Here is a 17,752-nt window from a genome sequence, read left to right as displayed (position 1 = left end):
GGATGTTTACACAAAGCCGGCAACTCCACATAGTGGGTTACTTGCGAGTTGCTCCCCCCGATTGCGGAGAGGATGACTTCGGGTGAAGGTTTCTCCAACAACAGGCCATCTACAGGAGAACCCGCATGGAAGACACAACCCTTCAGGCATGCGGGGACGAGACCCTCGCCAGGGAGTTCACGCTCTGGTCGTCGTTCGCCTTCGCCTTTGCCTTCATCTCCCCGATCGTTGCTCTGTACGGAATCTTCGGACTGGCAATGACTACCGCGGGCCCGAGCTTCTGGTGGGGATTCCTAATCGTGTTCGGCGGCCAGCTGTTGGTCGCCATCATCTTCGCGATGCTTGTCTCCAAATGGCCGATCGAAGGATCGATCTATCAGTGGTCGCGGCGGCTGATGGGGACAACATATGGCTGGTTTGCCGGCTGGGCCTACATGTGGACGCTTGTCATCGCAATGGCAACAGTTGCTTTGGGTGCCGCCAATTTCATCGCAGGCATCGCCGGGATCCAGGATCCGGGCAGTGGCACACTGGCACTCATCGCACTGGCGATCTTGTTGGCGGGCACCGTGATCAATTTGGCGGGACGCAAAGCACTCAAACTCTTCATGACCGCGAGCATCATCGCCGAGGTGATCGGTTCCGTCGGCCTGGGTGTGTGGTTGCTGTTCTTCCACCGCAACAACGGACTCGAGGTGCTGACCGAGGGTGGCGGCGACGGGTCTGACTTCACCACCTATCTGACCGGTCCCTTCCTGATGGCGGTGGCGTTCATCGGGTGGTCTTTTGTCGGCTTCGACAGTGCCGGAGCGATTGCTGAAGAAGTACACGAACCGCGGAAGAACCTGCCCAAGGCAGTCATCTTCTCGCTGTGCTTCATTGCCATCGTCGTGATGTTCTCCGCGCTGGCAATCATCCTCGCAATCCCCGACATGCAGGCGGTGACAAGTGGTGAGGTGAGCGACCCGGTTTCGGCGACCCTGACCGCGGCCCTGGGCAGCGGCGCCGCCAAACCCGTCGAGCTTCTCTTTGTCATCGGTTTCGTCGCGAGCTTCCTCGCGTTGCAGACGTCGGCGTCGCGCGTCATCTGGGCCTACGCCCGCGACAATGCCCTCCCCTACTCGAATGTGCTTGCACGCGTTGAAGGAAATGCCCGGATTCCGCGGTCCGCGGTCTTCGTCACGACAGTGGTCGGAGCCTCACTGTTCTTGCTTAGCATTGTCGCCGAAGATACCTACACACTGATGGTCAACTTCACCACCGGCGGCTTCTACCTGGCCTTCCTGTTCCCGCTCCTCGGCGTCCTTGTGATGCAGTTGCGCCGCAGGTTCGTCCCGGGGCCGTTCACGTTGGGCCGGTTCGCTTTACCACTGACCGTCTTTGCGACAGTCTGGGTTATATTGCAATTCATCAACATCGCGTGGCCGCGGGTGGCATACCCGGATCGCTACCTGGACTGGTCGGTGTGGATCGGAACCGGCATTCTCGCCGTCGTCGGGGTTGCGGTGCTCGCAACCATTCGTCGACGTATCAGCGAGATCGACGACACGTTCGACTTCGATGACACGTACGAAGACATCGGCGTCGGGAGCCCACAGTGAGCACACCAAAGGCGGGTCCGGTCGCGCTCGTGACCGGTGGTGCCAGTGGCATCGGCCGCGCGGTCGTTGATGAACTGACCCAAAGTGGTTGGGCAGTAGCAAGTCTCGACCGCGACCACGCCCCCGATGCCGCATACAGCACCACCGCAGATGTCTCCGACAGCGCCGCCGTCGCGGACGCGATCGCGGCCATCGAGTCGAACCTGGGACCGATCAGCGCGGTGGTTTCGGCCGCGGGCCACTACGAGATGATTCCGATCACCGACATCGACCGGGAGTCCTGGCACCGCATGCTGCGGGTTCACCTCGGTGGCTTTACCAACGTCACCCGCGCAGTGCTTCCCGGAATGATTGAGAGGGGTGCGGGATCGCTGGTCGCGGTCGTGAGTGAGCTCGCCATCGGCGGCGGCGACGAGGACGCGCACTACGCAGCCGCGAAAGGCGCGCTGATCGGGCTGGTTCGCAGTCTTGCCATCGAGCTGGCCCCGAAGGGAATCCGGGTCAACGCGGTGGCGCCAGGACCGACGGATACCCCGATGCTTGCCGCGGACTCACCGTGGCGAGCCGAGCCGTACCTCCAGACGCTGCCGCTACGCAGACTCACATCGCCACACGAAGTCGCGCTGGCCGCGGCGTTTCTCGTCGAGAGCGGGACCTTCTGCGCCGGGGAGATCCTGAACGTCAATGCAGGAGCAGTGATCTGAAGGTGACATCTTCAACACCGACACCCCGGCTATCCCGGAAATCCTTGCAGGGCAAGGTCGCGCTCGTCACCGGCGCACTGGGCGGCATGGGTCGCGTGCACTGTCGACGACTTGCCGCCGAAGGCGCCCTGGTCGCGGTGTCCGACGTTGCCGACACAGACGAATTACATTCCCTGGCAGCCGAGATCAACGGGATCTCGGCGCCCGGCGACCTGTCCGACCCGGATGCCGTCGCGGCGATGGTGCAGGAGCTTCGCCGACACTGCGACTCCATCGACGTCCTGGTGGCCAATCACGCGTACATGACGATGGCACCGTTTCTCGATCACGATCCCGATGATTGGTGGCGCATCATCGACACCAACCTCGGCGGCACGTTCCATCTCATCCAGGCAGTGGTGCCGCACATGCGCGAGGCCGGCTCCGGCCGCATCGTGATCGTCACCAGCGAGTGGGGGTTGACCGGCTGGCCGGCCGCATCGGCGTACTCGGCATCAAAGGCCGGCCTGGTCGCTTTGACCAAAACCCTTGGCCGCGAACTGGCACCGGAAGGCATCATCGTCAATGCCGTCGCCCCCGGGGTGATCGACACACCGCAGCTCGAAGTCGACGCACGGGAGGCCGGACTGAGTGTGACCGAGATGAAATCCGTGTACGCGCAGTCCATTCCGGCCGGCCGGGTAGGGTCGCCGACTGAAATCGCAGACGTCGTGGCCCTGCTCACCGACTTCTCGATGTCGGCGATGATCGGCCAGGTCGTCAGCGCCAACGGCGGATCCACCCGCAGCAGAGCCTGAGTCGTGCGTACATCTCATACACCCAGAACTTTGGAGACCCCATGACCAACAAGCACACCGTCTTTGACACCGGCACCGTCGGGCAGGTCGATGCAACAGCAGTACCGCGCTACGCGGGGCTGTCCACGTTCGCGCGACTACCGCGTATGGAAGACATGGAGAATTACGACATCGCCGTCGTGGGTGTGCCGTTCGACTCCGGCGTGACCTACCGCCCCGGAGCTCGATTCGGGCCGGGCAGTATCCGTGAAGCCTCCAGACTGCTCAAACCGTTCAATCCCGCACTCGACGCCGAACCGTTCCGCTCCGCACAGGTGGTCGACGCCGGAGACATCGCGGCGAATCCCTTCGACATCGAGACCGCGATCAACGAGACACGTAACGCCCTGTCGCACTTGATCGGTCCTACCGGACGTCCCGTGCTCACCTTGGGCGGAGATCACACGATCGCGTTACCGGCTCTGCAGGCGGTCCACGCGGTGCACGGACCCGTTGCCCTCGTGCACTTCGATGCCCACCTCGACACCTGGGACACCTACTTCGGGGCTTCCTGCACGCATGGCACACCGTTTCGCCGCGCTTCCGAACAGAACCTGATCGTCAAAGGACACTCCGCGCACGTCGGCATCCGTGGTTCGCTGTACGACCGGCAGGACCTGGTCGACGATGCCGAACTCGGCTTCACGATCGTCCATTGCCGGGACATCGAACGCCGAGGTATCGACGACGCCCTCAACCGTGTCCTCGAGCGGGTCGGTGATCATCCCGTCTACGTGTCGGTCGACATCGATGTGCTCGACCCCGCGTTTGCTCCGGGCACCGGCACACCGGAGGCCGGTGGCATGACGAGTCGTGAACTGCTCCACGTGCTGCGCGGCATGAAGGACCTGAACATCGTCGGCGCCGACATCGTCGAGGTTGCACCGGCTTACGATCACGCTGACATCACCGCGGTTGCGGCCTCGCATGTCGCGTATGAATTGCTCTCGATCATGGCGATGCGGGTTTCGCGATGACGCCATCGCATTCGGCCGCGGAGCCCGTTCAGTGGCCTGGTGGCAAGACTTCTGCGGCCGCCTTCACCTTTGACGTCGACGCCGAATCCGCGGTGCTGTGGGGAGACCCCGCAGCCGCGTCGCGCATGAGCGTGATGTCGCATCAGGCCTACGGCCCCCTCGTGGGCGTTCGGCGGCTACTCGATCTACTCGACACACATGCGATTCAATCGACGTTCTTCGTACCCGGTTTCACGGCGCACCGATATCCGGATGTCGTGCGCGACATCGCCGCCGCCGGCCACGAAATCGCCCACCACGGGTACTTGCACGAGCAGCCGACCGCGTTGACCGAAGAGCAAGAGATCGAGGCCATCGATCGCGGACTCGACGCGCTGGCCGAGGTCGTCGGTATCCGGCCCGTCGGGTATCGGGCGCCCATGTGGGACCTGTCATGGCGCACCCCGGAGTTGTTGCACGAGCGAGGATTTCTGTACGACTCGAGCCTGATGGACGCCGATCATCCCTACGAGCTGGCCATCACGCCGACATCAGATCAGTCTCTCGTCGAGATCCCGATCCAGTGGGCCCTCGACGACTGGGAGCAGTACTGCTTCTTGCCCGACCTCTCAGGATCAGGCTTGATCGAGACCCCACGCAAGGCGCGCGAACTCTGGCAGGACGAGTTCGAAGGGCTGCGGGCAGTGGGAGGTTGCTGGGTCCTGACCAATCACCCGTTCCTGTCCGGCCGACCGTCGCGGGCCCATCAACTCGGGAAGCTGATGGCGCACGTGAAGTCGTGCGACGACGTCTGGGTAGCACCACTCCACGAGATCGCCGAGCACGTGCGGACATTGGACCTGACACCGCGCACGATCACCCCGATCAGCACACCCGAAGCCGGCGCCTAGCCAGACCCCTTCGTGGCGCGTTCCAGAATCGCTGTGCTCAAGCGCGGGCTCGTCTGCGCATAGTGTGGGGAAAGGCGATTCTGCCGACACAGAGGAGACTGCCCGTGAAGCTGTCCATCGTCGATTTGGGGACTGTTGCTCCCGGCACCACGGAGAAGCAGGCCCTGGCCGATTCTCTGGAGACCGCCCGCCACGCCGAAAGCTCAGGCTTCCACCGCATCTGGTTCGCCGAACACCACCTGAGCCGTTCGGGAGCCTCCCATCACCCTGAACTGCTGATCGCGGCCGCGGCGACGCAGACTTCCGACATCCGGCTCGGTTCCGGAGCCGTACTGATGAACCACTACAGCCCATTCAAGGTCGCGGAGATGTTCCAGCAATTGGAAGCGATGGCCCCCGGGCGCATCGACCTGGGCATGGGTCGCGCGACGGCAGGTCCTGTCATCGATATGGCCTTGCAGCAGAACAGAGAACACCAGACCCACGTCGACCACCAACAACAGGTACTCGAAACCCTGTCGTGGCTGTATGACGCCTTTCCCGACAAGCACCCGTTCGCCGGACATCAGCTCATGCCGTCGGTACCCGAGGTCCCGCAGACCTGGCTTCTCGGGTCGAGTCCGAACGGTTCGAACCTGGCGGCAGGCCTTGGTATCGGCTACACGTTCGCCGGTTTCATCCGCCCGACCGAGGCAGCGCCTGCGCTACGCCACTACCGCAAGAACTTTCGTGCCCAAGGCTTCGGGCTCGACACTCCGCGCGCGATCCTGGCCGTCAACGTCACCGTCGGCGAAACCAGGGCCGACGGCGAACACCTCGCGAACTCCGCGAAAGGGTTCTACGCACGCCTGAGCCGTGCCGGACGCTCTGCGGGATCGGTGACCATTCCGTCCGCTGACGAGGCAGTCCGGGAGATGACCGATGCGGAGAAGAGCGAGCCCACGACCATCGTCGACGGTAGCTGGCCCCGGTTCGTGGCCGGCGGTCCTGACGACGTGCGCGCAACTCTGGAACAGATGGCCGAGGAGAGCGGCGCCGATGAAGTGATGCTCCAAGACCTCATCGCCGACCCCATCGCCCGGCGCCAGTCCCATGACTACATCGCGCAGGCGTTCGGCCTATCACCACGGCACGGTTCCACCAACGCTGCCGGGGAGGCCGTTCATTGAAATCCCCCACGCCCACGGTGTCGGCAGGCCAGGGAATTAAACGGACCGCAGTTCTATTTATATGGTCATGAAGAACATCGGATTTCTGTCGTTCGGGCATTGGTCGGACTCGCCGGGCTCACAGACGCGATCTGCCGCGGACACTCTCCTGCAATCCATCGATCTTGCGGTTGCGGCCGAGGAACTCGGAGCGGACGGCGCCTACTTCCGTGTGCACCACTTCGCCCGCCAACTCGGCTCGCCTTTTCCGCTGCTCGCAGCGGTTGGCGCAAAAACAAATCGCATCGAGATCGGCACCGGCGTGATCGATATGCGCTACGAGAACCCGATGTACATGGCCGAAGATGCCGGCGCTGCCGACCTCATTTCAGAAGGCCGACTGCAGCTGGGAATCAGCCGCGGATCCCCCGAGCAGGTGATCAACGGTTACCACTACTTCGGTTACGTACCCGGCGACGGCTCCAATGACGCCGACATGGCACGCGAGCACACCGACGTCTTCCTCAAGGTCATCTCCGGCGCCAAGTTCGCCCAGCCCAACCCGTCGCCGATGTTCCCGAATCCGCCCGGTGCGCTCGGTATCGAACCGCAGTCGCCGGGCCTGCGCGACCGGATCTGGTGGGGCGCGGGTAGCCGCGCGACCGCCGAATGGACCGCGAAACAGGGCATGAACCTGATGAGTTCGACGTTGCTGGCCGAGGACACCGGTGTCCCCTTCCACCAGCTACAGGCCGAGCAGATCGAGCGATTCCGCGACACCTGGAAAGAGGCCGGCCATGAGCGGGAGCCACGAGTATCTGTGAGCCGCAGCATCTTTGCACTCGTCGACGACCGCGACCGCGCCTACTTCGGTCGTGGCGGCGACGACGCCGATCAAGTCGGTGTCATCGACGGAGGCATCGCCCGGTTCGGTCGCAGCTACGCCGACGAACCGGACCGACTGATCGAGCAGCTCCGCGAGGACGAGGCGATCGCCGCGGCCGACACCTTGCTGCTCACCGTGCCGAATCAGCTTGGCGTCGACTACAACGCCCACGTCATCGAATCGATCCTCGAACACGTCGCGCCCGCACTCGGCTGGCGCTGACCACCGGGTCGAAAAAGGGCCGCCTGCACACGCGCTGCCCGACGTACCATCGCGATATGGACGAACCCGGGCGACAACCGCCGGGTCGGCGAGGTCCGCCGGAGATCCGCATCGCGCCCCCACAGGTATCCGCCGCCGACCACCGACCCCACCTCGTCGACGCCGCCGCGGTCGTATGGCTTGTCGCGGCGACGACGTTGGCCGCCGCCGCCGCCGGGACAGCCTTCGACTACGTGGAAGTGCACGATGCGGTGGCCGATCACTTCACCGCGGCGCACCCCGCGACCGACCCCGACGACACCGCCGAGACAGTGGACTTCATCCTGATCGGCAACGGAGCCGTGGCATTGTTGATCGTGGCGATCGCGGTCGTCGGGTTCATCCGGGTCCGCGACCGACTCAACTCTGGACGCACGGCACTGGCCGTCATCGCCGCACTCGCGGTGGCCGTCGAGATCCAGTACTGGCTGGTGTCCGAGCCTGCCCATGAGGTGGTCGGCGGGGTGATCTCAGTTCTGCCGCTCGTGATGGCCGGTTTCGCGGTGATCGGTAGTGCTCTCCTGTACGCACCCGCCGTGGGCACGTGGCTCGATGCACCCCTGCTCGCGGACGGAGGGTGATCCCTGCCGAAACAATTCGCTACATAGGCCTTGTATTGAAAACAGACCCGTTGTAATTTGGACGTGTGTCGACCGCCAAGGAAGACGCCGAGGCAGTGGGTACAACGCCAACAACACGTACGTACCGATCCCCGCGGCGACGTTTACAGGCGGCTCAAACCCGGGCCGCCGTTCTTCAGGCCGCCAACGAGCTGTTCGCCGCGAACGGGTGGGTTGGCACCAGCATGTCGCTCATCGCGCGCACCGCAGGTGTATCCATTGAAACCATCTACGCCACAATCGGATCCAAGGCCGAAGTGTTGAAGCTTGTTGTGGACGTGGCGGTCGCCGGTGACGACGAACCCGTCGCATTGGCCGATCGACCCGAATACGTCGCGCTCGGACGCGGGCCCACGCTTCGAACCAGAGCCCGTGCGGCGGCCGAGTTGATGGGCGCCATCAACGAACGCACGTCCCGCCTGGACGCCGCGCTGCGGCAGGGTGCGGCGACGGACGACCGCCTCGCCGAACTTCTCGGCACGCTCGACCGAAGCCGCCGCGAGCAAACTGCCGCCGGTGGCCACCTGATCGCGGGCCGCAAGCTCCGCGACACCGAATTCGACGAGATCTGGATGCTCACGAGCATCGCGGTTCACGACCTGCTCGTCCGCGACTCCGGTTGGAGCCGGGATCGGTACGAGAGCTGGCTTGCCGACCGCATCGAGGAACTGTTTTCACGCCCGGCGTGACAAGCCAGGCCCGCCGAAAGGCATGAAAGATGAACACCGATCCGACCGCACCCGCCGACACGCGGATCAACAGCATCGTGCACGCCGCGCTGCGCCGAGACATCACCCGAACGAAGACCGCGCTTCGACAACAACATTCGCCAGATTCCGTCCAGCGGACGGCAATTGCCGACCACCTGATCTGGATGGCCGGGTTCCTGCACCGGCATCACACTGCCGAGGACGGGTTGTGGCCGCTGATCCGGCAGCGCAACCCCGACGCCGGTCCGCTGCTCGATCAGATGGAGGCCGACCATGCGCGAGTCTCTCCGGCGATCGATCGCTTGGCCGCAGCCGCCACGAAATACCGCGCTTACGACTGGGCACTGCCGGAGCTTGCGTCTTCGGTCGAGGCGCTCGAGAACGAACTCCTCCCACACTTGCGTCGGGAGGAGGACGAGATGATGCCGATCGTCTCGCGCACTCTCACCCGTGCCGAGTTCGACGAGTGGGACCAGGCGACGAACATCGCACCAAAGAGCAAGCGCGAACTGGGGATCGAGGGACACTGGCTCATCGACGGTCTCGATCAGGAACGGTACGACCTCGTCGTCGATCTCGTGCCCCCGGTTGTACGTTTTATCGTGCTCCACGGGTTTGCCCGTCCGTACCGGCGCGCGTGTACCGCGCGGTGGGGGCCGAACGTAGACGTCACCCCGCGACCGCAACGCGCTGACCGCAGGTTTCGCACCGATGGCACGGTGAGCCTGCACATCGACGCCGAGCCGGGAGTTCTGTACGACGCCGTCGCCGACGTCACCAACATCGGTGGACGAAGCCCCGAATGCCGCTCGTGCACATGGCTTCCCGGTTCACAGCCTCAGGCGGTGGGAGCTCGGTTCCGCGGACACAACAAGTTCCGGTACGCGCGCTGGTCCCGGGTCTGCGAGATCGTCGCTGCCGAACCCGGCGGCGAGTTCACGTTCCGCACGATTCCCGAGCGCATCGACCGGACCCGGCACGACTCGACCACCTGGTCGTACACGTTCACGCCCGATGGCAACGGAACGCTGGTCACGCACTCCTACCAAATCACCGTGCTGCCCGCGCGACCACTGATCTGGCTCTATTCCCGGCTCTTCCCACACCACACCGACATGCGGCCGCACATGCTTCAAAACCTCACAGCGCTGCAGCGGCAGACCGTCGGCAGCGAGGTTCACGCAGCCGCCCGGGACACCTGACGCTCAGATCTGTGGTCTCGGTAGGCTTCCTTCCATGGCCGGACCCGGTGAGAGCGTCAGTTGATGGAGACCGTCCTGCTCGGATCCGGTGCCGCCGACGGATGGCCGAATGCGTTTTGCCGGTGCGATTCCTGCATCTCCGCGTTGCGTCGTGGTGACATCCGTGGGCAGACGGCGGCCCTTGTCGACAACACACTCCTGATCGATTGCGGACCGGAGGCACCTGCTGCCGCCAGCCGACTCGGACGCACGCTTGCGGATGTCCGCACCATCCTGATCACACACGACCACCCGGATCATTTTGGACCGCAGGCGTTGTTGTTCCGATCATGGATTACCGGTGCCGGACCGATCGACCTGGTGGGTCCGGTTGATGCACTCGATCGAGCAAGAGACTGGATCGGACCGAACGATCCGGTCACTTTACGGACGGTCGCTGCCGGTGATCGAATCATGCTCTCCGGCTATGAGATCCGGGCGCTGGCAGCGAACCACCACGTCTACCGCGACGGCGACTGCGTGCTGTACGACGTCACGGGTCCGGACGGTTCACGGCTCCTGTGGGCCACCGATACCGGTCCGCTGCCAGACGACTGGTTCTCCGAGAACACCGGTGCGCGCTATGACGCGGTCTTTCTCGACACCACGTTCGGGGATACACCCCACTCCCCCGGCCATCACACACTCGACGACGCACTCAAGACGATCACTGCCCTGCGTGCCTGCGCTGCCGTCCACGACCTGACGGAAGTTGTCGGGGTGCACCTGAGTCATCACCATCGGTCGATCGATCACGTTGCGTCGGAACTCTCCACTGTGGGAGCACGGCCCGGCGCCGACGGCGACATCATCGGTCGCTTGGTTCGCGCACCCAGGTAGACGGTCGCGTCGCTATCCTCATCCGGTGGCCCCTTCATCTGCCGGTACCCGCCGCTGTCCCTGTACCAGTGGTCTGACGTGGGAAGACTGCTGCGGACCCATCTTGGCCGGTGACCGGCAGGCCCCCACCGCCGAAGCACTGATGCGTTCGCGCTTCTCCGCCTTCGCGGTCGGTGAGCGCGACTATCTCTTGCACAGCTGGCACCCGCGAACCCGGCCCGATTCGCTGGACCTCGACGAGTCCATGCGCTGGCGTCGCCTCGACATCGAATCCACAAGCAAGGGTTCGCTTTTCGACTCCGTCGGCGAAGTCACCTTCACCGCGTTCTACCGGATCAAGGGCGACGGCGCCGGAACCCTGCACGAGCACAGCCGGTTCGAGCGACTCGACGGACGCTGGGTGTACGTCGACGGCGTCGTCACCGACTGAACCGTGACGGACTGAGCGATTTTCGATGAACCGACGGTGATCAGGATCCTGTGGACGAACCGATCGATGACCCGCCACCACTGGTGGAGCCCGACCCCCACCCCGCGCCGAGGACAAGCGCGCCGGTTACACCGAGCAGGTTGGGATTCAGGTTGCAGACGCTCACCACCGCATAAACACCGTTGGGGATGTCCTCGAAAGTCCCGGACACCACGTTTTCACTGTTGGCACCTCGCAGCAGGTAAATCGCAGTGATCGCACCAGAGTCTTCGAGTTCCTGCAGCAAGGCAAGAACATCGATGTCAGGGTTACCCAGGATGTACTCGAGCAACACCGGGCCGACGACCGGCGCCGCTCGAACCGCGTCGACCACAGCGGTGGTACAAGAGCCCGGCAATGTGATCGACCCGATGAGCGGCACCCGCGGCACATCGGTGGCCGTGTAGGTGATGGAATTGCCGCTGACCTGGACGGAGTACCCGATCCCCTGGGCAATTCCTATTGCCGGGACGACACCGGGTTCAGCGGGTTTCGCATTGACGAGCGCGGGAGCCGCAAGAGCGGTCGCAGCCACAGTCGCGAGAGTGAGCACGGTTCTTGCGAGCACGTTACGAAGCATCGCATGCCTTTACGTAGGATCGTGAATAATCATTTCGATCGTAAACCCTAGCTAGATATCACAATCCGCGCGGCGAATCCGCTCAATGTGTCTGTTCAGCGTCCGGATCGGGTGTGACGTGGCGGCGGGACAGTTCGTAAATCGCCCTGAACACGCGTCTGGATGATTCGGCCCACGGCATGAGAATCGGGAAGACGTGGAACATCCCACGTTCCTCCATCGCGTGTACCCGCACGCCTGCACCCTCGAGGTTGGCGACGAACTCCCGGATGCCATCGCGGAACATCTCGTCAGCGCCCCAACACACAAATGTCGGCGGGAACCACGCCGGATCGGCGGCGGCGTACACCGCGGAGACCCGTTCGTCGTTCGGCTGGACGCCCTGCAGGTACGGCGCGGCCGGCAGGTTCCAGGGCAGGATGTCGAGCTGCGCGTTTTCGGTGATCGACGGGTGGTCGAAGTCAAAATCGACCTCAGGGGAAAACAATGCGATCGCGGCCGGAGCGGGCAGATCCTGCCGGTGGAGATGCGAGATCAGGGATGTTGTCAATCCACCTCCGCCGGAGTCACCGGCGACAACGAGGTGCTCCGCCTCGACACCACGGTCGAGGAGTCCCCGATAGACGTCCGCGGCGTCGAGCATGCCGGCAGGGAATGGGAACTCGGGGGCCATCCGATAGTCGGCGATGAAGACTTCGGCTCCGGTTATCCGCACCAACGATGAGGCAAATGCGGCATACATGATCGGTGAAGTACCGATGTATCCACCGCCATGGAGGTAGAGGATGGTCGCGCCGATCGCCTGTTTGTCGTCGGTTTCATCGACGTAGGCGTCGGTGCTGGCCTTCGCCCGGCACCAGATTCCTTCGATTCCTCCGATCGTGTCGTCAGTGATCTCGACGCTGTCGGTGGCCTCGACGAACGGCGGCACCACCACCCGGCAGATATCGTCGAGAATTTTCTCCATCGACCGGAACTCCTCGATCGGTAGCCCCATCGAGTAACCCATGAACGAACGGACGGCCTGCCGGGTGACCGATTGGCCAAGGTTGTCGAGCAAACCGCCAGGCCCCTCCCACGGCCGCCGGAAAGGCACCTTGGCCAGCCCGTTCAGCATGCTATCCGCCAGACCCATCACGGCCAGAGCAGTCACCGGCTTGGACGCTGTCTTCACATCGGGACGATCAGCCATCACCATGCCATCCATCCTATGGGCGGATGGTCACAGATTGTGGTCGTCGCGCCGGCACCGAGATCCGAACTGAATCAGGCTGTGATAATCGGCCGAAAACATCGAGGGGGGCTCAGGAGCCATATTTCGAGTTCACAGGGACGTCTGCGCTGCCCTGTTCAGTGGTGATCACAGGCCGCGATGACGGCACGTTTACAGCCGCAGAAGACCAGCTCTGACTTGTGCAAGCAATAGCCAGCATCTAGGCTCGGATGATGGTCATAGGTCAGCCCGTCGAGGCACCCACCCGCGCAGACAACTCCCGCTGGTACGCCCTGGCCGCAGTCTGTTTCGGCATGATGCTGACATTCCTCAACATCACCGCAACCATCTCGTCCGTTCCGGCCATCGAGGAGGATCTTCAGGCGGGCAGCGCGACGATGGTCTGGATCCCGAGCATCTTCGCGCTCGTGGTGGCCAGCCTGGTGCTGTCTTCGGGAACCCTCGGCGACGTCATCGGTCGCCGGACAGCGTTCGTGATCGGGTCGGCCATCATGTCGGCGGGCAGCCTCTGCTCCTTCCTCGCACACTCCAGCGGATGGGTCCTCGCCGCACAGGCCATCACCGGAGTGGGCGCAGCGCTCGTCCTACCCAACAGCCTCGCCATCATCAGCAACAGCTTCACCCAACCCAAGGAGCGCACCGAGGCCATCAGTATCTGGGCCGCCTGTTCCGGGCTCGGACTGGCCATCGGGCCGCTCTCTGCCGGTGCGGTTCTGGGTGAGTTCTCTTGGAACGCAGTCTTCTTGGTGAACGCCATCGCTGCTCTCGTCGTGACCCTTGTCGCGCCGTTCGTGGTTCCGCAGAGCAAGGTGGCCGGCGCACATCTAGACCTTCCCGGACTCGTCACCGCTACTGCCACCATCGCCTCCCTGACGTTTTGGGTCATCGACGGATCACACAACGGATTCGGGTCGACGCGTGCAATCGTCGCGATCGTTGTATTCGTCTGTGCCCTGGCCTTGTTCATCGCATACGAGCGCGCCGTCGACGCGCCGATGCTCGACTTGAAACTCTTTCGTTCACCATCGTTCTCCACCGTCATGGTGGTGAGCGCCACCGTCCTCTTCGGGTTCACGGGCCTGTCCTTGATCTCGGTACTCTTCCTCGAACGGGTCGGCGCGCTGAGCGCGTGGACGACCGGTCTCCATCTCCTGGCACTCATGGCGACATACGTGGTGGTCAGCGGGATCGCGCCACGACTGCTGCCGCGCTTGGGTTTCAAGGTGATGCTCACCGGAGGATTGCTGATCACCTCTGCCGGCTCACTGCTGTTGTTGCGGGTACACCCGAATGATGGCTGGACCGACCTCTCCATCGCATTGGTGGTCCTGGGCATCGGATTCGGTTCACTCATCGCGCCCGCCACCGCCGCCGCCATGAACAGCGTGGCTCCCGCCCAAGCCGGGATGGCCAGCGGCACCGTCAACATGTTCCGCCAACTAGGCGGGGTTCTCGGGACCAGTGTGCTCGGATCAATCCTGACAGCACAGCTGGCCGAAGGTCTACTGACACAATCGCCCGCCGAAGCCTTCGAGTCCGCCTTTCACGTCTGCGCGGTGGTTGCCGCGATCGTGTTCGCGGTCGTGGCGATACCTGCCGCTCTATTCGTTCACAGCCGCCCGACGCACAACTGACCCGCATTCAGCGAGCCTTCTTGAGGATTGGGTCGGCGGCGGGGTACGAATGGTGGACAACCAGATCAAGGGGCGACAATGAGCGAGTGGTACTACAACCTCTCCACAGGCGAGGTCAAGGAAAAGATGCCGCGGGGTTTCGACCGGATGGGGCCATACCCGACCGAGGACGCCGCACGCCATGCCTTGGACTTGGCAAAAGAACGCACCAAGGCAGCTGACAAGTACGACCAGGACTGAGCATCGCCGGATGCACCCCACCGCATCGAACGCACTACGTCGATGCCTTCGAACTCTGATCCGTACCGTGGACCGGGCCGGCGCCGCCGATGGTTCCGCCTTCGACGAGCCCGACCTCATACGACCTCACGTGGGTTCAAAACGGTTCGGCTGGACCCACTTCGGGATCATGATCCCCGACCTACCCGAACCGCATCGATTCTTCTCGGTCATGTCACTGGTCGGCGCGACCGGTTCGCTGGCATTCGACAACGATCAGGCCCTGGCTGCGCAGCCCCGTGACAACGCTGCGGTGGTCGCGGGCACTGCAGCATCACATCCCGCACATTTTGGGAACTACGCGATCGGAATCGATTTCGTCTCGCACCCGGACGGCTCGCTGATCAAGTTCGGCGACGACCTGACCCTGACCGGCACCTACCCGAAGTATCAACTGACGGGCAGCCTCAATGGAGTCGACATCTCCCTTGAACTCCGCAATACAGACAAGGTGTCGTGGTTCTTTCGCACACCGGTCTACAAGCATCTGAGCCTTCTCACCGAATACCGCGGAACGTTCAGCCACCGGGGCGTCGACACTGCCGTCGAAGGGTTGTGCGCATTCGAGTACGGTGCCTGCCCGAGCCCGTACCTGTTGCGCTCCAAGCCACTTCCCGTATCCCTCAAGGCACCGCTGGACTACTTCGTCTACCACATCATCAATCTGGACAACGACAACCAGGTTCTGCTCAGCCAGTATTCGATCGGCGGCACCCCGTTGATGACCACCGCGCTGCATCGATCCCGTACCAGCTACGGAACCCGTTTTACCGACGTGCAATTCGAGGTGACCGCCGTACGAGACGCACCTGAGCCAACACCCTATGGAACGCCCATGCCGCTACCTCGATCCACGCGCTTTGTGGTGCGAGACGGTGCCGGCAAACCCTGGCTGGATGTGCACACCGACATGGACACCCCCTTCACCTACGGTCTCGGCACCGGATTTGTCAGCGGATTCGCTTACACCGCAACGTGGCAGGGCCGTGACACAACCGGTCGCGGATACGTCGAATACATCGATCGCCGTACCCGCTGACCGATCAACGTCGACGAAGTACCGGGTCGAGGAGCGACGGCGGAGTGTCAACCTTCTCATCGGGAGCGAGGTCAACACCGGGAGCGACTATCTCATCGATCGCGTCGAGGACATCACCCGGCAGAACGGTGTCCGCGGCCGCGAGTTGAGAATGCAGATGATCCATCGTGCGCGGACCGATGAGCGCACTGGTGACGGCCGGATGCGCGGTGACGAATCCGAGCGCGAGCTGGATCATCGTCAGACCTGCTTTGTCGGCGACCACCGCCAACTGTTCAACTGCCTCCATCTTTGCGCGATTGGTGGGGATGGCCGTATCGAACCGCTGCGGCATGAAAGCGGAACGGCTCGTGGTGATTTCGCGGTCCTTTCGGATTGCGCCGGACAGCCAGCCAGAGGCCAACGGGCTCCAGGCCAACACGCCGAGTCCATACTGCTCGGTGACCGGCAGGACGTGGGATTCGATACCCCGCTGCAGGATCGAATAGCTGGGCTGTTCGGTCACATACCGGCTCGCGTGATTCGATCTGGCGGACCACTGCGCCTGCACGATTCGGTACGCCGGGAATGTCGAACTCCCGAAGTATCGGATCTTTCCTGCGCGTTGCATATCCGTGAGTGCCGACAACGTCTCCTCGTCGCTTGTAGTCGGATCCCATCGATGAATTTGGTAGAGATCCACGTGATCGACGCCCAGTCGACGCAGGCTGTGGTCGAGTGCGGTGATCAGCCAGCGGCGCGAACCACCCCGATGGTTGCGCTCATCGCCCATCGGCATGGTCGCTTTGGTGGCCAGGACGACGTCGTCGCGTCGGCCTGCGATCGCCGCACCAACCATCTCCTCCGACTCCCCCTGGCCGTACATGTCGGCGGTATCGATGAGGTTGACGCCCGCGTCGATTGCGGCGTCGACGATCGCGGCGGACTCCTCGGTGCTGACCCGACCGATACTGCCGAAGTTCATCGCGCCCAACGCCAGCGTGCTGACCTGAACACCCGTCTGACCCAAAGTGCGGTACTGCATGTGACCTCTCCTCGATAGGGGATTTCGAAAGGAACGCCCGCCTGGTGTCGCATCAACTGCTCTGGCATCCTGAATAAACGGATCGACGTTCCGTTAACCAACATACGGAACAAGGTTCCGTTTGCCAAGGGGAATCCTCAGACAGGGGCGAAGTGGCCGAGAACGAGAGCAGTCCGGGGTCGCCGGTGCCGAAGAAGCGTGCCGACGCGCGCCGAAACAATGAGGCGCTGCTGGACGCAGCAGCGGCCGCATTTGCCGAGTCCGGCGTCGATGCGGCAGTTCGCGACATAGCCGCCCGGGCCGGGGTCGGGGTCGGCACGATCTATCGCCACTTCCCGACACGCTCCGACCTCATCGTCGCCGTCTACCGGCACCAGGTCGAGGCGTGTGCTGAGGCGGGCCCCGCACTGTTGGCCAATGGCACTTCGCCACACGCGGCCCTGGCGTCGTGGATCAATCTCTTTGCCGATTTCCTCGTGACCAAACACGGCCTCGCAGAGGCACTTCAGTCGGACGAGGCGGGCTACCGGACGCTGCACGCCTACTTCATCGACCGACTCGTACCGGTCTGCGCCGACATCCTCGAAGCCGCCCGAAAGGCCGGGGAAATACGTTCTGACATAGGCGCTTACGAGCTGATGCGTGCGGTCGGGAATTTGTGCATCGGCAACGAGCACGACGAGGGGTACAACGCTCGGCGCATGGTCGGGGTCCTCATCGAGGGCCTTCGCCTCGCCTGACCGCCGACCACCGCGATCCGACGCGGCCGGTAGTCGCCG

Annotated in this window: 19 protein-coding genes; 16 read left to right on the top strand and 3 right to left on the bottom strand. The window is 63.4% G+C overall.

Annotated elements, in window-relative coordinates:
- The first annotated feature begins 125 nt into the window (after positions 1–125).
- From AC1TPF_RS06330 to AC1TPF_RS06275, 12 genes are all read left to right on the top strand, one after another.
- Entirely contained in the window at positions 126–1,601 is a 1,476-nt protein-coding gene (locus AC1TPF_RS06330) for an APC family permease (protein WP_482135969.1), read from the top strand.
- Positions 1,598–2,305 (top strand): SDR family NAD(P)-dependent oxidoreductase, encoded by a 708-nt coding sequence (locus AC1TPF_RS06325; protein ID WP_482135970.1) that lies wholly within the window; start codon positions 1,598–1,600, stop codon positions 2,303–2,305. The genes AC1TPF_RS06330 and AC1TPF_RS06325 overlap by 4 nt, the downstream gene beginning before the upstream one ends.
- 2 nt (positions 2,306–2,307) lie before the next feature.
- Positions 2,308–3,102 carry an SDR family NAD(P)-dependent oxidoreductase gene (locus tag AC1TPF_RS06320; protein ID WP_482135971.1) on the top strand — a complete coding sequence of 265 codons (795 nt, stop codon included), beginning with the start codon at positions 2,308–2,310 and terminating at the stop codon, positions 3,100–3,102.
- 41 nt (positions 3,103–3,143) lie between these two features.
- Positions 3,144–4,118 carry an agmatinase gene (speB, locus tag AC1TPF_RS06315; protein WP_482135972.1) on the top strand — a complete coding sequence of 325 codons (975 nt, stop codon included), beginning with the start codon at positions 3,144–3,146 and terminating at the stop codon, positions 4,116–4,118.
- Positions 4,115–5,008 (top strand): polysaccharide deacetylase family protein, encoded by an 894-nt coding sequence (locus AC1TPF_RS06310; RefSeq protein ID WP_482135973.1) that lies wholly within the window; start codon positions 4,115–4,117, stop codon positions 5,006–5,008. The genes speB and AC1TPF_RS06310 overlap by 4 nt, the downstream gene beginning before the upstream one ends.
- 104 nt (positions 5,009–5,112) lie before the next feature.
- Positions 5,113–6,177, top strand: coding sequence for an MsnO8 family LLM class oxidoreductase (locus AC1TPF_RS06305; protein ID WP_482135974.1), 1,065 nt, complete (start codon positions 5,113–5,115; stop codon positions 6,175–6,177).
- Between the two features lie 67 nt (positions 6,178–6,244).
- The gene (locus AC1TPF_RS06300) at positions 6,245–7,264 is read left to right on the top strand and encodes an LLM class flavin-dependent oxidoreductase (protein WP_482135975.1); all 1,020 of its coding nucleotides are present in this window, start codon (positions 6,245–6,247) and stop codon (positions 7,262–7,264) included.
- Positions 7,265–7,320: 56 nt separating this feature from the next.
- Entirely contained in the window at positions 7,321–7,884 is a 564-nt protein-coding gene (locus AC1TPF_RS06295) for a hypothetical protein (RefSeq protein WP_482135976.1), read from the top strand.
- A gap of 65 nt (positions 7,885–7,949) precedes the next feature.
- Positions 7,950–8,612, top strand: a complete 663-nt coding sequence (locus AC1TPF_RS06290; RefSeq protein WP_482135977.1) for a TetR/AcrR family transcriptional regulator — start codon at positions 7,950–7,952, stop codon at positions 8,610–8,612.
- A gap of 29 nt (positions 8,613–8,641) precedes the next feature.
- A complete protein-coding gene (locus AC1TPF_RS06285; RefSeq protein ID WP_482135978.1) occupies positions 8,642–9,835 on the top strand; it encodes a hemerythrin domain-containing protein in 1,194 nt (397 codons plus the stop codon).
- 63 nt (positions 9,836–9,898) lie between these two features.
- The gene (locus AC1TPF_RS06280; RefSeq protein WP_482135979.1) at positions 9,899–10,714 is read left to right on the top strand and encodes an MBL fold metallo-hydrolase; all 816 of its coding nucleotides are present in this window, start codon (positions 9,899–9,901) and stop codon (positions 10,712–10,714) included.
- Positions 10,715–10,739: 25 nt separating this feature from the next.
- Complete coding sequence (locus tag AC1TPF_RS06275) at positions 10,740–11,144, top strand: YchJ family protein (protein WP_482135980.1); 405 nt, start codon at positions 10,740–10,742, stop codon at positions 11,142–11,144.
- 40 nt (positions 11,145–11,184) lie between these two features.
- Here AC1TPF_RS06275 and AC1TPF_RS06270 read toward each other — a convergent pair whose 3' ends face one another.
- Positions 11,185–11,718 (bottom strand): hypothetical protein, encoded by a 534-nt coding sequence (locus AC1TPF_RS06270; RefSeq protein ID WP_482143126.1) that lies wholly within the window; start codon positions 11,716–11,718, stop codon positions 11,185–11,187.
- 127 nt (positions 11,719–11,845) lie between these two features.
- The gene (locus AC1TPF_RS06265) at positions 11,846–12,961 is read right to left on the bottom strand and encodes an alpha/beta hydrolase (protein ID WP_482135982.1); all 1,116 of its coding nucleotides are present in this window, start codon (positions 12,959–12,961) and stop codon (positions 11,846–11,848) included.
- 248 nt (positions 12,962–13,209) lie between these two features.
- Between AC1TPF_RS06265 and AC1TPF_RS06260 the strand changes: the two genes are divergently transcribed.
- From AC1TPF_RS06260 to AC1TPF_RS06250, 3 genes are all read left to right on the top strand, one after another.
- Entirely contained in the window at positions 13,210–14,631 is a 1,422-nt protein-coding gene (locus AC1TPF_RS06260) for an MFS transporter (RefSeq protein ID WP_482135983.1), read from the top strand.
- Between the two features lie 78 nt (positions 14,632–14,709).
- A complete protein-coding gene (locus tag AC1TPF_RS06255) occupies positions 14,710–14,871 on the top strand; it encodes a hypothetical protein (protein ID WP_482135984.1) in 162 nt (53 codons plus the stop codon).
- 10 nt (positions 14,872–14,881) lie between these two features.
- Positions 14,882–15,949: a DUF6670 family protein gene (locus AC1TPF_RS06250; RefSeq protein WP_482143124.1), complete on the top strand. Its 1,068-nt coding sequence runs from the start codon at positions 14,882–14,884 to the stop codon at positions 15,947–15,949.
- Between the two features lie 4 nt (positions 15,950–15,953).
- Here the strand turns inward: AC1TPF_RS06250 and AC1TPF_RS06245 are convergent, their stop codons facing one another.
- Entirely contained in the window at positions 15,954–16,973 is a 1,020-nt protein-coding gene (locus AC1TPF_RS06245) for an aldo/keto reductase (protein WP_482143122.1), read from the bottom strand.
- Between the two features lie 152 nt (positions 16,974–17,125).
- On the opposite strand from AC1TPF_RS06245, the gene AC1TPF_RS06240 reads away from it, so the two are divergent.
- A complete protein-coding gene (locus tag AC1TPF_RS06240) occupies positions 17,126–17,713 on the top strand; it encodes a TetR/AcrR family transcriptional regulator (RefSeq protein WP_482135987.1) in 588 nt (195 codons plus the stop codon).
- Positions 17,714–17,752: the final 39 nt, after the last annotated feature.

This window comes from Williamsia sp. Y853 (assembly GCF_056786495.1).
This window is presented reverse-complemented; position numbering and strand designations above follow the sequence as displayed.